Annotated in this window: 15 protein-coding genes; 2 read left to right on the forward strand and 13 right to left on the reverse strand. The window is 73.0% G+C overall.

Going from position 1 to position 15,110, the window contains the following annotated elements; genetic code table 11:
* Positions 1-382: 382 nt before the first annotated feature.
* The 3 genes from QFZ64_RS08230 to QFZ64_RS08240 all read right to left on the reverse strand — a co-directional run bounded on the left by QFZ64_RS08230 (position 383) and on the right by QFZ64_RS08240 (position 3,562).
* On the reverse strand, positions 383-1,252 hold the full coding sequence (locus QFZ64_RS08230; RefSeq protein ID WP_307063865.1) for a hypothetical protein: 870 nt from the start codon (positions 1,250-1,252) through the stop codon (positions 383-385).
* Complete coding sequence (locus QFZ64_RS08235; protein ID WP_307063867.1) at positions 1,249-2,511, reverse strand: glycosyltransferase family 4 protein; 1,263 nt, start codon at positions 2,509-2,511, stop codon at positions 1,249-1,251. The genes QFZ64_RS08230 and QFZ64_RS08235 overlap by 4 nt, the downstream gene beginning before the upstream one ends.
* 286 nt (positions 2,512-2,797) lie before the next feature.
* Positions 2,798-3,562, reverse strand: coding sequence for a transglycosylase family protein (locus QFZ64_RS08240; protein ID WP_307063869.1), 765 nt, complete (start codon positions 3,560-3,562; stop codon positions 2,798-2,800).
* Positions 3,563-4,096: 534 nt separating this feature from the next.
* On the opposite strand from QFZ64_RS08240, the gene QFZ64_RS08245 reads away from it, so the two are divergent.
* Together QFZ64_RS08245 and QFZ64_RS08250 are read left to right on the forward strand one after the other, a co-directional pair.
* Entirely contained in the window at positions 4,097-4,954 is an 858-nt protein-coding gene (locus tag QFZ64_RS08245; protein WP_307063871.1) for a hypothetical protein, read from the forward strand.
* Positions 4,955-5,097: 143 nt separating this feature from the next.
* A complete protein-coding gene (locus tag QFZ64_RS08250; protein WP_307063874.1) occupies positions 5,098-5,499 on the forward strand; it encodes a hypothetical protein in 402 nt (133 codons plus the stop codon).
* A gap of 51 nt (positions 5,500-5,550) precedes the next feature.
* Here the strand turns inward: QFZ64_RS08250 and der are convergent, their stop codons facing one another.
* From der to QFZ64_RS08300, 10 genes are all read right to left on the reverse strand, one after another.
* Positions 5,551-7,032: a ribosome biogenesis GTPase Der gene (gene der / locus QFZ64_RS08255; RefSeq protein ID WP_307063876.1), complete on the reverse strand. Its 1,482-nt coding sequence runs from the start codon at positions 7,030-7,032 to the stop codon at positions 5,551-5,553.
* 63 nt (positions 7,033-7,095) lie between these two features.
* A complete protein-coding gene (locus tag QFZ64_RS08260; protein ID WP_307063878.1) occupies positions 7,096-7,818 on the reverse strand; it encodes a 1-acyl-sn-glycerol-3-phosphate acyltransferase in 723 nt (240 codons plus the stop codon).
* Positions 7,776-8,456, reverse strand: a complete 681-nt coding sequence (cmk, locus tag QFZ64_RS08265) for a (d)CMP kinase (RefSeq protein ID WP_307063880.1) — start codon at positions 8,454-8,456, stop codon at positions 7,776-7,778. Before cmk ends, QFZ64_RS08260 begins: the two co-directional genes overlap by 43 nt.
* Positions 8,457-8,569: 113 nt before the next feature.
* On the reverse strand, positions 8,570-9,664 hold the full coding sequence (locus QFZ64_RS08270) for a prephenate dehydrogenase (protein ID WP_307063883.1): 1,095 nt from the start codon (positions 9,662-9,664) through the stop codon (positions 8,570-8,572).
* Positions 9,661-10,023, reverse strand: coding sequence for a chorismate mutase (aroH, locus tag QFZ64_RS08275; RefSeq protein WP_307063885.1), 363 nt, complete (start codon positions 10,021-10,023; stop codon positions 9,661-9,663). The genes QFZ64_RS08270 and aroH overlap by 4 nt, the downstream gene beginning before the upstream one ends.
* Before the next feature lie 140 nt (positions 10,024-10,163).
* Positions 10,164-11,267: a pseudouridine synthase gene (locus QFZ64_RS08280; protein ID WP_307063887.1), complete on the reverse strand. Its 1,104-nt coding sequence runs from the start codon at positions 11,265-11,267 to the stop codon at positions 10,164-10,166.
* The gene (scpB, locus tag QFZ64_RS08285) at positions 11,267-11,965 is read right to left on the reverse strand and encodes an SMC-Scp complex subunit ScpB (RefSeq protein ID WP_307063889.1); all 699 of its coding nucleotides are present in this window, start codon (positions 11,963-11,965) and stop codon (positions 11,267-11,269) included. Before scpB ends, QFZ64_RS08280 begins: the two co-directional genes overlap by 1 nt.
* The gene (locus QFZ64_RS08290) at positions 11,962-13,230 is read right to left on the reverse strand and encodes a ScpA family protein (protein ID WP_307063892.1); all 1,269 of its coding nucleotides are present in this window, start codon (positions 13,228-13,230) and stop codon (positions 11,962-11,964) included. The genes scpB and QFZ64_RS08290 overlap by 4 nt, the downstream gene beginning before the upstream one ends.
* A 39-nt stretch (positions 13,231-13,269) precedes the next feature.
* Positions 13,270-13,860 (reverse strand): hypothetical protein, encoded by a 591-nt coding sequence (locus QFZ64_RS08295; protein ID WP_307063894.1) that lies wholly within the window; start codon positions 13,858-13,860, stop codon positions 13,270-13,272.
* Complete coding sequence (locus tag QFZ64_RS08300) at positions 13,845-14,978, reverse strand: ParA family protein (protein WP_307063896.1); 1,134 nt, start codon at positions 14,976-14,978, stop codon at positions 13,845-13,847. The genes QFZ64_RS08295 and QFZ64_RS08300 overlap by 16 nt, the downstream gene beginning before the upstream one ends.
* Positions 14,979-15,110: the final 132 nt, after the last annotated feature.

Consider the following 15,110-nt stretch of genomic DNA (forward strand, 5'->3'; position numbering starts at 1 on the left):
CAGTTCACCCGAACGAGCGGTTTCGCGGCGGCCGGGCCTCCCGTCGAACGTAATTCCGCACCCCTTCCAGGAGGCCCGGACCGGCTCCCGAAAAGCCTTTCGGGATATCCGGACGAAGGTGCGGGGAGAGGCCCGGCTAGGTGCGTGGCCCGGCTCCGCCGTACCTTTTCCACCTGTTCCGGTACTCCCCCGCGGCACCCGGCATCTCACGGGATATGCACGGATCGCGCACAGCATCGCCGCACGCCGCCTGTCGGGACCGAGGGGGGACGCGCAAGCCGAGGGTGCCCCCGGGGCCACGACGGCGGAGGGGCGGGCGACGGCCACGCCGGTCCCCGCGCCCCAGTCGAGGGCGCGGGGCGCAGGGCGTGGGGCGCGGCTCCTACGACGCCGAGGCGGACGCCGACACCGACACCGGGGTGACCGTGAGGGTCAGTTCGTTGGACGGGGTGTAGACGGGGCGGATGCGCAGCGCCGGTGAGTCCCCGGGGTAGTCGGTCCCCGGGTAATGGAAGATGTCGTGCTTGTCGGGGACGTCGTCCAGGAGACGGGACAGGCGGACCCTGGGGCCGTCCTCCCCCGCGGGCCGCAGCCGGAACTTCCAGGTCCCCTCCGCCAGCGTCCGGTGGTCCACCGTGCAGGAGAAGCCCCCCGGCACCGACGGGTCCGCGGTCACCTCCACGCGCAGCACCGGGCCCTCGTCCCCCTCACGCAGTTCGGCGTGGGCCGCCTCCCCGAGCGCGGTGCCGTAGAGCCGGCCGCGCACCGTCAGCCGTGCCTCCTCGACGGTGAGATCGCCCGCCTCCGCGTGCGGCGCCCGCAGCCAGCTGCGCACGCTGAGGTTGCCGTTCTTGGTCACGTACGGGATCCGTACCGCGATCCGTGCCGCGTCCGGGCTCGGCGACCGGTCGACGAGTGCCCGCAGATCGTTGGTACCGGGGGCCAATCGGCGCGGCTCCTCCTCGCCGGTTCGCAGGTACGTGTCCCACCGTCCCTCCGCCAGTTCGACGCCGTCGGGCAGCACCGCCCGCAGCCGTCCCTGTCCGACCGGCGTCAGCGGCAGCCGCACCGCGTCGTCCTCGGCGTTCCGGCACAGCAGCAGAAGGTGCGCGGGACCGCTCCCACCGCCGTCCAGGACGTCGAAGGTCAGACCGCCGGCGGAGTCGGCGAGGCAGTCGGCGCGCGGGGGCAGGATGGTGTCCTCCTTGGGCTGCGGTGTTCTGAGGGGCTGGTCGGCCGGCGGCCGCGTCATGAGGTGCGTCCCTTCCGCAGGGCGGAGTGTCCGGCGTCGCGGACGGCGTAGGCGCTGCCGAGCAGGGCCGCGCGCGTACGGTGCAGGGAGCCGCGCATCCGGCCGCCCGCCGAGGTGCCGGTGCGGGCCCCGAGGTCGGTGAAGAGCGACTCGTAGCGTTCGGCGATCCGCGCGGGGTCGAAGCGTGCGGAGTTCTTGAGCGCGGCGTGCGACATCTGCTGCCGCAGCTCGTCGTCGTTGATGAGGCCCAGCAGCCCGCCGGCGATCGCCTTGACGTCGCCCACCTTCACCAGGCGGCCGTCGACGCCGTCGGAGATGATCTCGCCGGGGCCGAGGGGGCAGTCGGTGGCGACCACCGGCAGCCCGCAGCGCATGGCTTCGACGATGGTCATGCCGAAGGACTCCATGCTGGAGGTGACCGCGGCGAGGGAGCCCTTGGCCCACTCGGGGTCGATGGGATGGGCGGGACCCATCAGGTACACGTGGTTGTACAGGCCGAGCCGGTCGATCAGGGCGCGCAGCTTGTCCTTCTGCTTGCCGTTGCCGTAGATCCGCAGCCGCCAGTCGGGGCGTTCGGCGACGACCGCGGCGAACGCCTTGATGAGCAGGTCGTACCGCTTGACCGGGGCGAGCCGGCCGGCCGCCACGACCCACTTGCCGGAGCCGTCGGACGGGTCGACGCCGGGCGCGGGCACCGGGTTGGGCACGGCCTGGAGCCTGACGCCCGGCAGCCGCATCTTGCGCCGGTAGGAGCGGGCGTCGGCCTCCGTGGTGGTGGTGAGCGCGTCCAGCCTCGGGTACACGCTCCGCAGCATGAGCCGCAGTTGGGGCGAGTGGGTGTCCAGGGTGAGGTGCTCCTGGCCGACGCGCAGCGGGCCGCGCCGGGTCTGCCGGGCGAGGTGCACGTTGAGACCCGGGCGGGTGCCCACCACCACGTCGGCCTCGACGGAGGCGAGGTGCTCGGCGATGCGCCGGTCGGTGAGGGCGCTGTACTGGTGGTAGCGGCCCTCCGCGTGCGGAAAGACCTCGGCGGGACGTCGGCGCTCGGGGTCGCCGGCGTCGGCGGAGCCCGGGCGCAGATCGACGAGGTGACGTATTCGAACCCCCGGGCCGTGGTCGAAGACGGGATCCTCACGGTGGCGGAAGACGGAAACGATCTCCACGTCGTGCTGCTCGGCGAGCGTGTTCGCAAGGTTGTACGTCGTACGGATCGTTCCCCCGATGCCGTACGCGTTGTGCAGCAGGAAAGAAATATGCATGCGTCCCTGAATCCCCTGTATCCCCTGAGTTCCCCTGGCTCGTCCGCCTACTGCATGGTTAGACCCGCCGTCCCGGCAAGAGGTTGGGGTGCCTGACCATCTTGTTCCCGAACGGATGCGCTATCGGTAACCGACTCGAGGAACCTTTTGCCCTGTGCAAACGTCAGGGGCCGCAGGGGGCGGATGTCCGGGAGAACTCAGGGGAGAACGGGGAGCTCCGGAGAGCTCCCGAGGGGGACCGCTCAGGTCGACCGACCCGGATGCGGGAGGCCTTGGGGCCGCCCGGTCAGAGGTCGAGCGACTGGCCGGGGACGATCAGGTCGGGATCGGCGCCGATGACGTCCCTGTTGGCGGTGTACAGCCGCTGCCAGGTGGTGCCGTGCCGCTGCGCGATGCCGCTGAGGGTGTCGCCGGCACGGACGGTGTAGTCACCGTGTCCGCCGTGTCCGCCGCGCGAGGCACCGCGGTCGGCGTGCCGCGCCGCCGGCTGTTCGACCCGTGCCGGCTGCCGGGACGGGGCGGACTCGGGCGCGGCCCGGTGCCGGGACCCGTTCGAGACGCCGTTCGCGCCGCCCGATCCGTTCGTGCCGCTGGATCCGCTGGATCCGCCCGAGGCGGCGGGGGCGCTTCCTGCAGCTCCCGCGCGGGCCGAGCAGACGGGCCAGGCGCCCCAGCCCTGCGCCCGCTGCACCCTGGTGGCCACCGCGATCTGGGCCTCCCGCGAGGCCCCGGCGGCGGTGGCGGCGTACGCGGTGCCGCCGTACGCGCGCCAGGTTCCGGCGGAGAACTGGAGCCCGCCGTAGTAGCCGTTGCCGGTGTTGATGTGCCAGTTGCCGCCGCTCTCGCACTGGGCGATGCGGTCCCACACCCCTCCGTCGGCCGCGGCGGCACCGCCGGCCGCGGCGAGCAGTCCGGCCGGGGCGAGCAGCGCCCCGGCGAGGACGGCGGCCCCACGGGCCGTACGTGACGCACGCGGAGCGCGCGGCTCGTTCGACGCGGACGGCGCCGTACGGGCCTTCTCGGGACGGGAGTTGTCGGCACATGCGGACATGTATTTACCTTTCGGCATACCCGGGGTCCCCCAGGCGGTGCGCGGCGCCCCGCGTGTCGTACGCGGTCGTCGCGCGCCACCCCGTCCGCCGGTGTGGTGCCCCGGACCACTGTCGCGGTCCGGCCGGCGGACGTGCCCGGGCGGTGCTCGGTGCACACGGCGGAGGAATGTAGGGACGGCGGGGGCCCGGCGGCAACGGTCGGCCCGTCCGGGCAGGCCACTTGACCGTTACCCTCGGTAGCGGCCATTTCCGGACACCCACTTCATTGCCTGATTTCCTGATTTGTCGACCACGTGACCACCAGGCCTGTGAGCCACTTCATAGCCCCAACCACCTTGACGCCACGACGAGTTGACGTTGAGTGACAGATTCCGGCGGCGCTCTCACCGTGCGCGTCGGTTGGTTCGATTCCGTTCGCCGTCGAGCGTGACTCCGGCCACAGGTCCTCCGTTGTGCTCTTCATGAGCCGGGACCCCGACTCATGGCCGGGGGCCACCCGGCATCGTCACGCACGCATCCCGAGGGAGCCACCCGTGCCGCGCATGCTCGATGTCAGCGACGACGTACGCGCCGAGATCGGCGACGAAGAGGCCGAACGGCTGCTCGCCGGAGAGAACGCCCCCGGCGGTTACGACTGCACGTCGTGCCGCACCCCGGGCGACTCCGAGCAGGAGCGCACGAGCACCGTCCTGTTCATCGGCGAGGAGACCGCCGTCCTCGCCTTCGCCCACGCCGGCTGCCTGCCCTCGCAGGTCGTCAAGGTCACCGAGGAGCAGCTCCAGGGCGCCGTCCGCTCCATCACCGCGGACGCGGGAACCGGCCACTCCGGTCAGACCGGCCACCCCGGTCAGACCGGCCACCCCGGTCAGACCGGCCACGCCGGTCAGTCCGTGCGGGCGCCGGGGGCGGCGGCGCCCGAGCAGGCGGTGCTCGGGGTCACCAGCGGGCTCATTCTGATCGCCGGGGAGCTGCATCCGGCGCTGGTCGTCGAGCCGACCGCGCCGATCGCGCGGCCCGGGGCCACCGGCGTGGGCGACGACTTCCTGCCGCTCCTCATCGAGCAGGGCTTCATGCCGCTCACGGCGATCGAGACGGTGCCGCCGGTACTGCACGGATGGTCCGTACTGCTCGCGGTGGGCCGGCTGCACGCGGTGCTGCAACCGGGGCCCTCCGGCGGATCGCCGGTGGCGTGGTGGCAGGCGCACCAGCCGTTGCAGGTGACGGAGGGCTGGCGGACGGCGGCGAACAAGCACCAGCAGGTGCTGCTGTTCGCGGCACCGGTGGGGTCCATCGGCCGTCAGCCGCGGGAGGACCTGCTGCGGGAGGCACTGGACCGGGCGGCGGCCGAGGGCAAGCTGGTGGCGGCGGCGCTGCCCCTCGCCGGCACCTGACCCGCCCCGCCCGCGGGGGCCTGCCCCGCTCCCCGGTGAAGGGCGCCCCGTTCCCCTCGACGGGGCGCCCTTGTTTGCCCTCTTGGGGTGGGAGTGGGGTAAATCGGCGCATCCTCCGGACACGTCACGTCGTTGGCAGTTACGTGCACGCATATGACTCCCCCCACCGCCCCGCCCTCCACCCCGTTCCGGCCCCCCGGAGTGGGCAGGACGCTCCCGGCGGCCCGTCGGCCACGCCGATCTACGACGCGCTGTACGCCGAGTACGTCAGGTCGTACCGGACCCTGCCCGGTGACCGCACGGGCGAGGAGGAGTTCCGCTTCAACGGCTTCGGCGACACCTTCCACCACCGCACGGGCACCTACCACTCCCCCGTCCACGGGGCGTACGGCGCGTTCAGCGCCGGCGCGCACGGCGCACGCCGGGCCACCGCGCAGCAGACGCACTCCGGCACCGCGGTCTGGCAGCCCGGCGCCCATCGGCACGGCACCGGCATGCACCACGTCCCCGCGGCCCTGCCCCCGGCCCCCCGCCGGGCGACCTGACACGCAGGCGGGCGGCGGCCGGGAAGTCCCGCCCGCCGCCCGCCCGACAGGTCACTTCTTCTTCGCGCCGCGCTTCTCCCGCACCCGCACCGAGATGTGGATCGGCGTGCCCTCGAAGGCGAACTCCTCCCGCAGCCGGCGCTCGATGAACCGCCGGTAGCCCGCCTCGATGAACCCGGAGGCGAACAGCACGAACCGCGGCGGCTTGGTGCCGGCCTGCGTGCCGAAGAGGATGCGCGGCTGCTTGCCGCCCCGGACGGGGTGCGGATGGGCGGCGACCAGCTCGCCGAGGAAGGCGTTGAGCCGCCCGGTCGGCACCCGGGTCTCCCAACCGGCCAGCGCGGTCTCGATCGCGGGGACCAGCCTCTCCATGTGCCGCCCGGTGCGCGCCGAGACGTTGACCCGCGGCGCCCAGGCGACCTGGCCGAGCTCCGTCTCGATCTCCCGCTCCAGGTAGTAACGGCGCTCCTCGTCGAGCGTGTCCCACTTGTTGAACGCCAGGACGACCGCGCGGCCCGCCTCGACGGCCATGGTGACGATCCGCTGGTCCTGGACGGAGATGTTCTCGGAGGCGTCGAGCAGGATGACCGCGACCTCCGCCTTCTCCACCGCGGCCGCGGTGCGCAGCGAGGCGTAGTAGTCGGCGCCCTGCTGGAGGTGGACCCGCTTACGGATGCCCGCCGTGTCGACGAACTTCCAGGTCACGCCGCCGAGTTCGATCAGCTCGTCGACCGGGTCGCGGGTGGTGCCCGCCAGTTCGTTGACGACGACGCGCTCCTCGCCCGCCACCTTGTTCAGCAGCGAGGACTTGCCGACGTTGGGCCGGCCGATGAGCGCGATGCGGCGCGGCCCGCCGAGCCCGGTCCCGCCGAAGTTCTCGCGGGGCGCCTCGGGCAGCGCCTCCAGGACCTTGTCCAGCATGTCGCCGGTGCCGCGGCCGTGGAGCGCCGAGACCGGGTGCGGCTCGCCGAGGCCGAGCGACCACAGGTAGCTGGCGTCGGCCTCGCCACTCTGGCCGTCGACCTTGTTGGCGCACAGCACCACCGGCTTGCCGGCCTTGCGCAGCAGCCGGACGACGGCCTCGTCGGTGTCGGTGGCGCCGACCTTGGCGTCGACGACGAACACGACCGCGTCGGCGGCCTCGATCGCGTACTCGGCCTGCGCGGCCACGGAGGCGTCGATGCCGAGAACGTCCTGCTCCCAGCCGCCGGTGTCGACGACCTTGAAGCGGCGGCCGGCCCACTCGGCCTCGTAGGTGACCCGGTCGCGGGTGACGCCGGGCTTGTCCTCGACGACCGCCTCGCGGCGGCCGATGATCCGGTTCACCAGGGTCGACTTGCCGACATTGGGGCGGCCGACGACGGCGAGCACGGGGAGCGGGCCGTGTCCGGCCTCCTCCAGAGCGCCCTCGACGTCCTCGACGTCGAAGCCCTCTACCGCGGCGAGCTCCATGAACGCCGCGTATTCGGCGTCGCCAAGCGCTCCGTGCTCGTGCTCCTCGCCCGAGCCGCCGGAGGGGATGTGGTCGTTCATGAAGTGCGTACCTCGTCGTTCATCGTGGTGATCGGTGGCCCGCCCCGGGTGGGGGCGGATCCACTACTCGAGTGTGTCCGAGCGCCCGGTGAGGCGCCTGGCGTTTTCCAGGTGGGCGGTGAGCTGCTTCTGGATGCGTACGGTCGCCGCGTCCAGCGCCGCTCGCGTGCGCCGCCCGCTTCCGTCACCGGCGTCGAAGGGCTCCCCGAAGACGACGTCGACGCGGGAGCGCAGCGGGGGCAGCCCCTTTATCAACCGTCCGCGCCGCTCGGAGCTTCCCAGTACCGCGACCGGGACGACCGGGGCGCCGGCGCGCACCGCGAAGTAGGCGAGCCCGGCGCGCAGCGAGGCGAAGTCGCCCTCGCCGCGGGTGCCCTCGGGGAATATCCCGAGGACACCGCCCTGCTCCAGGACGCCGAGGGCGCGGGTGATCGCCGTGCGGTCGACGCCGTTCCGGTCCACCTTGACCTGGCCGATGCCGGTGAGGAAGGGGTCCAGCGGGCCGGCGAACGCCTCCTTCTTGATCAGGAAGTGCGTCGGCCGGGGGGCCACGCCCATGACCATGGGGCCGTCGACGTTGTGCGTGTGGTTCACGGCGAGGATCAGCGGGCCGTTGGCGGGCACCCGCCAGGCACCCAGGACCCGCGGCCGCCACAGCCCGTACATCAGGCCCACGCCGATACGCCGGCCCACTTCCGCGCCGCGCTCCGAGGGGAGGCCCGCCGCGGGCCCGGACGGACGGCTCACTTGGCCGCCCGCTTCTCCTCGACGAGGGTGACGACGCACTCGACGACCTGCTGCAGGGTCAGCTCGGTGGTGTCCACCTCGACCGCGTCGTCCGCCTTGGCCAGCGGGGAGGTCTTGCGGCCGGAGTCGGCGGCGTCCCGCTTGATCAGGGCCTCGCGGGTGGCATTGACGTCGGCGCCCTTGAGCTCGCCGGAGCGGCGGGCGGCACGCGCCTCGGGGGAGGCGGTGAGGAAGATCTTCAGGTCGGCGTCGGGCAGGACGGTCGTGCCGATGTCGCGGCCCTCGACGACGATGCCCCGCTCGGCGGCCGCGGCGAGGGAGCGCTGCAGCTCGGTGATCCGGGCGCGCACCTCGGGCACCGCGCTGACGGCGCTGACCTTGGCGGTGACCTCCTGGGTGCGGATCGGGCCGGACACGTCGGTGCCGTCGACCGTGATCGTCGGCCGCTCGGGGGCGGTGCCGGAAACGATCTCGGGCTTGCCGGCGGCGTCGGCGATCGCCGACGCGTCGTCTATGTCGATGCCGTTGGTCACCATCCACCAGGTGATCGCCCGGTACTGGGCTCCGGTGTCCAGGTAGCTCAGGCCGAGCTGTGCGGCCACGGCCTTCGACGTGCTCGACTTGCCCGTGCCGGAGGGGCCGTCGATGGCGACAATCACTGCCGGGACGCTTTCCACGGTGGGGACACCTTCCAGGTGAAGGGTGGTGGGTGAAGGGTGGTGCGGGACGCGAGGGCGCCCCGCACAAGGTTACTGGCTCACGGACACCCCTCCGACAGCCCTCCGGCGGCTCACTGCCGGAGGGCCCAGCCCCGTTCGCGCAGCGCCGCGGTGAGGACCGGGGCGCGGCTCGGCTCCACCATGAGCTGGACGTGACCGGCCTGCTGTCCCGTGGCGTGCTCGATGCGCACGTCCTCGATGTTGACGCCGGCCACGCCCGCGTCGGCGAAGATGCGGGCGAGCTGGCCCGGCTGGTCGTCGATGAGCACGGCGACGACCTCGTAGGCCCGCGGGGCGCTGCCGTGCTTGCCGGGGACCCGGATCTGTCCGGCGTTTCCGCGCCGCAGCATGGTCTCGATGCCGCCGGCGCCCTCGCTGCGCTTGTCGTCGTCGGAGGACTGCAGGGCGCGCAGGGCCCGTACGGTCTCGTCGAGGTCGGCGGCGACGTCGGTGAGCAGGTCGGCGACGGGGCCCGGGTTCGCGGAGAGGATGTCGATCCACATCCGGGGGTCGGAGGCGGCGATGCGGGTCACGTCGCGGATGCCCTGCCCGCACAGCCGTACGGCGCTCTCCTCGGCGTGCTGGAGCCGGGCGGCGACCATGCTGGACACCAGGTGGGGCATGTGCGAGACGAGGGCGACGGCGCGGTCGTGGGCGTCGGCGTCCATGACGACGGGGACGGCGCGGCAGTGCGAGACCAGTTCGAGGGCGAGGTTGAGCACCTCGGTGTCGGTGTCCCGGGTGGGGGTGAGCACCCAGGGGCGGCCCTCGAAGAGGTCACCGGTGGCGGCCAGCGGCCCGGACTTCTCGCGGCCGGACATGGGGTGGGTGCCCAGGTAGCGGGCGAGCGGTTCCTCGCCGAGGCCGAGTGCCTCCAGCTCGCGGCGCGGGCCGACCTTGACGCTGGCCACGTCGAGGTAGCCGTAACCGAGACCGCGCCGCATCGCGTCGGCGAGCACGGTGGCGACATGGGCGGGCGGGGCCGCCACGAGCACCAGGTCCACGGGTCCCTCGGGGGCCTCGTCGGTGCCGGCGCCGAGCGCGGCGGCCGTGCGGGCCTGCTCGGGGTCGCGGTCGGCGAGGTGCACGATGACGCCGCGCTGCGCCAGCGCGAGCGCGGCCGAGGTGCCGATCAGCCCGGTGCCGAGGACGAGTGCGGTTCTCACTGGGCGATGTCCTTGCGCAGGGCGGCCGCGGCGCCGAGGTAGACGTGCGCGAGGCCGGCGCGGGGCCGGTCGGTCTCGACGTGCGCGAGTATCCGCACGACCCGGGGCATGGCGCCCTCGACGTCGAGCTCCTGTGCGCAGATCAAGGGCACGTCGACGACGCCGAGCTTGCGGGCGGCGACCGCCGGGAAGTCGCTGTGCAGGTCGGGCGTGGCCGTGAACCAGATGCTGATCAGGTCCTCGGCGGTGAGACCGTTCCGCTCCATCAGCGTGGTGAGCAGCTCGCCGACCTGCTCACTCATGTGCCCGGCCTCGTCCCGCTCGAGCTGGACGGCGCCCCGGACCGCTCGTACCGCCACGTGCTGCTCCTCGCTGGTGTCGCCTACGGCGTGCGTACAGATGCTGTACGCCCAGCGTAGCCAGCAGGGCGGGCGCCGGGGTCCCGGCGCCCGTCTGGCGAGACGGTACGAGGGGGCGGCGCCCCGGGCTCGGGCGCGCCCTACAGCTCGACCTCCTGCATCAGCATGCCGACCTCCGTGTTGGACAGCCGGCGCAGCCAGCCGGACTTCTGGTCGCCCAGGGTGATCGGGCCGAAGGCGGTGCGGACGAGCTTGTCGACCGGGAAGCCCGCCTCCGCCAGCATCCGCCGCACGATGTGCTTGCGGCCCTCGTGCAGGGTGACCTCGACGAGGTAGTTCTTGCCGGTCTGCTCGACCACCCGGAAGTGGTCCGCGCGCGCGTACCCGTCCTCCAGCTGGATGCCGTCCTTGAGCCGCTTGCCGAGGTCGCGCGGGATCGGGCCGACGATGTGCGCGAGGTAGGTCTTGCGCACGCCGTAGCGCGGGTGGGTCAGCCGGTGGGCCAGCTCACCGTGGTTGGTGAGCAGGATGACGCCCTCGGTCTCGGTGTCGAGCCGGCCGACGTGGAACAGCCGGGTCTCGCGGTTGGTGACGTAGTCCCCGAGGCACTGCCGGCCGTCGGGGTCCTCCATCGTGGAGACCACACCGGCGGGCTTGTTGAGGGAGAAGAACTGGTACGACTGCGTGGCGACGGTGAGCCCGTCGACCTTGATCTCGTCCCGCTCGGGGTCGACCCGCTTGCCCTGCTCCAGCACGATCTCGCCGTTGACCTCGACGCGGGCGTCCTCGATCAGCTCCTCGCAGGCGCGGCGGGAGCCGTATCCGGCGCGGGCGAGGACCTTCTGCAGCCGCTCCCCCTCCTGCTCGGCGCCGGGGAAGGTCTTCGGCGGCTTCACGTCCGGCTTGCCGGCGTACCGGTCGCGGTTGCGCTCCTCGGCGCGGGCGTCGTACTCGCGGGAGCGGGCCGGTGCCGTGCGCCCCCGGCCGGTGCCGCCCCCCTGCTGGGGCTGCCGGGGGCCGCCCTTGGCCCCGCCGCGCGCTCCCGCGCCCCGCGCGGAGTCACCGCGGCCGGCCTTCGGGCCGTCCTTGGTCGCGCCGGGACCGACGTCGTAACGGCGCTCCTCGGGGCGGGGCCTGCGGGGGCGACCCTGCCCCTGCTTGTCGTCCCTGTTGTTGCCGGCACCGCGGTGGTTACCGCGTCCGCCGCTCTTGCCGTTGCCGCTGCCGCTGCCGCTGCTTCGCATCAAAGTTCCGTCGTCGTCGTGTGCGTGTGGTTCGTGGGGTCCGGGGCGCGGTCGTCGTCCGTGTCCGGCGCGTCCGGGTCGAACGACGGTACGCCCTCCTGGGTGTCGGCCTCGATCGCCTCCGCCTCCGGGAGGAAGGGCGCGAGCTCCGGAAGTTCGTCCAGGCCGCGCAGGCCCATCCGCTCCAGGAAGTAGTTCGTCGTCACGTACAGGATCGCACCTGTTTCGGGTTCCGTGCCCGCCTCCTCGACCAGCCCGCGCTGGAGGAGGGTCCGCATGACGCCGTCGCAGTTGACCCCGCGCACGGCGGAGACGCGGCTGCGGCTGACCGGCTGACGGTAGGCGACGACCGCGAGGGTCTCCAGCGCCGCCTGCGTGAGCCGGGCCTGCTGCCCGTCCAGGACGAAGCGTTCGACGGCCGGGGCGTAGTCGGCGCGGGTGTAGAAGCGCCAGCCGCCCGCGACGAAGCGCAGTTCGAAGCCGCGGCCCTGGGCGGTGTACTCGTCGGCCAGTTCGCGCAGGGCGTCGGCGATCCGCCGGCGCGGCCGCTGGAGGATCTTGGCGAGGTGCGCCTCGGTGGCGGGCTCGTCGACGACCATGAGGACGGCTTCCAGGGCGGGCTTGAGGTCCAGCCCGGCGACGGGGTCGAGGTCCGGGTCGAGGCCCCTCTCCGGTCCCCCGGTGGTCCGCTCGCTCATGTCTTCTCCTCCTTCTTCGCATTGTCCGCCGGGTTCCCAGCCGGGTTCTCCTCCTCCGGTCGCCGCTCGGGCGGGCGGTCGAACTCGTCCGTGACGGCGGGCTGCCGGCCGTCGTCCCCACCGGTCCAGCGGACCAGGAGTTCGCCGAGGGCGCTCTCCTGTTCCAGCACGACGGCCTTCTCGCGGTACAGCTCGAGGAGGGCCAGGAAGCGGGCCACCACGGTCAGGGTGTCGTCGATGTCCTCGACGAGGACGCGGAAGCTCGCCTCGCCGAGTTCCCGGAGCCGGGCCACGACGACGTCCGCCTGCTCGCGGACGCTCACCAGCGGGGCGTGGATGTGGTCGACGTAGACCTGCGGCCTGGGCTTGGGCTGCATCGCCTTGACCGCGAGCCGGGCGAACCCCTCGGGCCCGATGCTGATGACGACGTCGGGGAGCAGCTCGGCGTGGTGCGGTTCGAGGCCGACGGTACGGGGGTAGCGGCGGGTCTCCGCCTCGGCCCGCCCGTGGAGGATGCCGGCGATCTGCTTGTACGCGCGGTACTGGAGGAGCCGCGCGAACAGCAGGTCGCGCGCCTCCAGCAGTGCGAGGTCGGCCTCGTCCTCGACCTCGGCGGTCGGCAGCAGCCGGGCCGCCTTCAGGTCGAGCAGGGTCGCTGCCACGACGAGGAACTCGGTCGTCCGGTCCAGGTCCCAGTCGGTCCCCATGCCGCGGATGTGGGCCATGAACTCGTCGGTCACCTTGGACAGGGCGACCTCGGTGACGTCCAGCTTGTGCCGTGAGATGAGCTGCAGCAGCAGATCGAAGGGCCCCTCGAAGTTCACCAACCGCACGGTGAACACACCGTCGGACGCGGCGGCTTCCCGCCCCGCCTCCGGTGCGTCCCGGTTGGTGCGGTCGGCCCGGTTCTCCTGGTCGCCCTGGTTCCCGTCCCGCCGCCCGGCGGTGTCCGGTGACCGGCGCTGTGCCGGGGCCGGGGCCGACGCCTCGGAGACGTCGGCCGGATCCGGCCGCGAGGGGCGCGGGGCCTCCGGAGCCGGCGTCGGGTCCGCGCGCAACTCCTCCGGCGGCGGTGGCGCGTCCGCCGCGGGCGCCACGTCCACCGCGTCCATCACGTCCGCCGCGGGCGCTATACCGGCGGCCGGTTCGGGCGACGGGGTCTCGGCCGGCGGCGTCTCGGGGTCGGCCGACGGGGGGCCGCCGGGCGTCGGCGGGCCCTGGCCCAGGGCGCGGCGGCGGCCGCGAGGGGTGTCGTACGGGGTCATAGCGGTCGAAGGCTACCTTCCGCCGCCCACGAGCCGGGACTACCGGCCCCGCAGCCGCCGTACCAGGATGCTCGCGTCCCCGCGCTGTTCCAGGTCGGCCAGGACCACGGCGACGGCCTCGCGGACGATGCGGCCGCGGTCCACGGCGAGCCCGTGTTCGCCGCGCAGCACCAGGCGCGCGTGCTCCAGGTCCATCAGTTCCTCGGCGGAGACATAGACCGTGATCTTCTCGTCGTGCCGTTCCCGTCCGCTGGGCCGCCGGTTCGCGCCCCGTCCGCGCCGGCGCGGCTGGGCGGCGGCGGGCCCGCCCGCGCTCTCCGGTCCGGCCGGCCGTCGCGGCGCCTCGGCGCCCGTGCCCGCCCCGCCCGGTGACCGCGCCCCGCGCGACTCGCCGTTCCCGGCACCGGAGTCCGCGGCGACGTGCTCGTCACCCTCCCCGTCACCCCCGCGCACGGGCACCGAGACCGGGGTGTCCTCGGCGGCGGCCGCGGCCGCGTCGCCCTCCGACGCGGGGGCCGGCACCCGGGCCTCGCCGTTGGTCTGGCGCCGGGGGCTGGACGCCTGGAGCGCCATCCCCCCTGTCGTACGGAACAGTTCGTCGGCCCCCGGCAGACTCACTCGGCGTGACACCGGGCGAGCACCTCCCTGGCGAGCTGGCGATAGGCGGCGGCACCGACGGAGTTGGAGGCGTACGTGGTGATCGGCTCACCGGCGACCGTGGTCTCCGGGAAGCGGACCGTACGCCCGATGACCGTGTGGTACACGTGGTCGTCGAACGCCTCGACCACCCGGGCCAGCACCTCGCGGCTGTGCACCGTGCGCGAGTCGTACATCGTGGCGAGGATGCCGTCGAGCTCCAGCTCGGGGTTGAGCCGCTCCTGGACCTTCTCGATCGTCTCGGTCAGCAGCGCGACGCCGCGCAGTGCGAAGAACTCGCACTCCAGCGGCACGATCACCTTGTGCGCGGCGGTGAGCGCGTTGACCGTGAGCAGGCCGAGCGAGGGCTGGCAGTCGATGACGATGTAGTCGTAGTCGGCCAGCAGCGGCTTGAGCGCGCGCTGCAGCGTCGACTCGCGCGCCACCTCCGACACGAGCTGCACCTCGGCCGCCGACAGGTCGATGTTGCTGGGCAGCAGGTCCATGTTGGGGACCGCCGTCTTCAGCAGCACCTCGTCCGCGGCCATGCCCCGCTCCATGAGCAGGTTGTAGACCGTGAGGTCGAGTTCCATCGGGTTGACCCCGAGCCCCACGGACAGCGCGCCCTGCGGGTCGAAGTCGACGAGCAGCACCCGGCGTCCGTACTCCGCGAGCGCGGCACCCAGGTTGATGGTCGACGTGGTCTTGCCGACGCCGCCCTTCTGGTTGCACATCGCGATGATCTTCGCGGGGCCGTGGTCGGTGAGCGGGCCCGGGATGGGGAAGTACGGCAGCGGGCGCCCGGTCGGGCCGATGCGTTCGCGCCGCTGGCGGGCCGCGTCGGGCGCGAGCGTGGCCGCGTACTCGGGGTCGGGCTCGTACTCCGCGTCGGGGTCGTAGAAGTGCCCGTCGGGCAGTTCGTCGTAGTCGGCGAAGTGATTGTGCACCTCGCCCCTGCTGTCGCCGGCCATGGCGTTCACGTGTGGGCCATCCATGCTCTGGGGTGCTGTCGGAGCCATGTGGGGGTTGTGGCTCTGGTGGGCTGCGAAGGTACGGACAGCGACGGAGCCGACAGCCTCGGGCCTGGCGGAGCCGGAGTCCCGCGCAGGCATTCCTGGTTGACCACCCCCGGGAGTGAATGTCGACTCGTTCACAAGTCGTCTTACCTCCTTGGTGACCAGGAAACTTACAGACAGGTCAGCGTGGCACCATGCCGACGGTTGGCGACTCTATGGCGTGTCGGC

This window comes from Streptomyces sp. B3I8 (assembly GCF_030816915.1).
Classification (GTDB): Bacteria; Actinomycetota; Actinomycetes; order Streptomycetales; family Streptomycetaceae; genus Streptomyces.

Excerpts from the sequence above, each read along its gene's own strand:
- QFZ64_RS08230 (WP_307063865.1), bottom strand. The coding sequence starts at position 1,252 with ATGACGCGGCCGCCGGCCGACCAGCCCCTCAGAACACCGCAGCCCAAG.
- QFZ64_RS08235 (WP_307063867.1), bottom strand. The coding sequence starts at position 2,511 with ATGCATATTTCTTTCCTGCTGCACAACGCGTACGGCATCGGGGGAACG.
- QFZ64_RS08240 (WP_307063869.1), bottom strand. The coding sequence starts at position 3,562 with ATGTCCGCATGTGCCGACAACTCCCGTCCCGAGAAGGCCCGTACGGCG.
- der (WP_307063876.1), bottom strand. The coding sequence starts at position 7,032 with ATGAACGACCACATCCCCTCCGGCGGCTCGGGCGAGGAGCACGAGCAC.
- QFZ64_RS08280 (WP_307063887.1), bottom strand. The coding sequence starts at position 11,267 with ATGCGAAGCAGCGGCAGCGGCAGCGGCAACGGCAAGAGCGGCGGACGC.
- scpB (WP_307063889.1), bottom strand. The coding sequence starts at position 11,965 with ATGAGCGAGCGGACCACCGGGGGACCGGAGAGGGGCCTCGACCCGGAC.
- QFZ64_RS08290 (WP_307063892.1), bottom strand. The coding sequence starts at position 13,230 with ATGACCCCGTACGACACCCCTCGCGGCCGCCGCCGCGCCCTGGGCCAG.
- QFZ64_RS08300 (WP_307063896.1), bottom strand. The coding sequence starts at position 14,978 with ATGCCTGCGCGGGACTCCGGCTCCGCCAGGCCCGAGGCTGTCGGCTCC.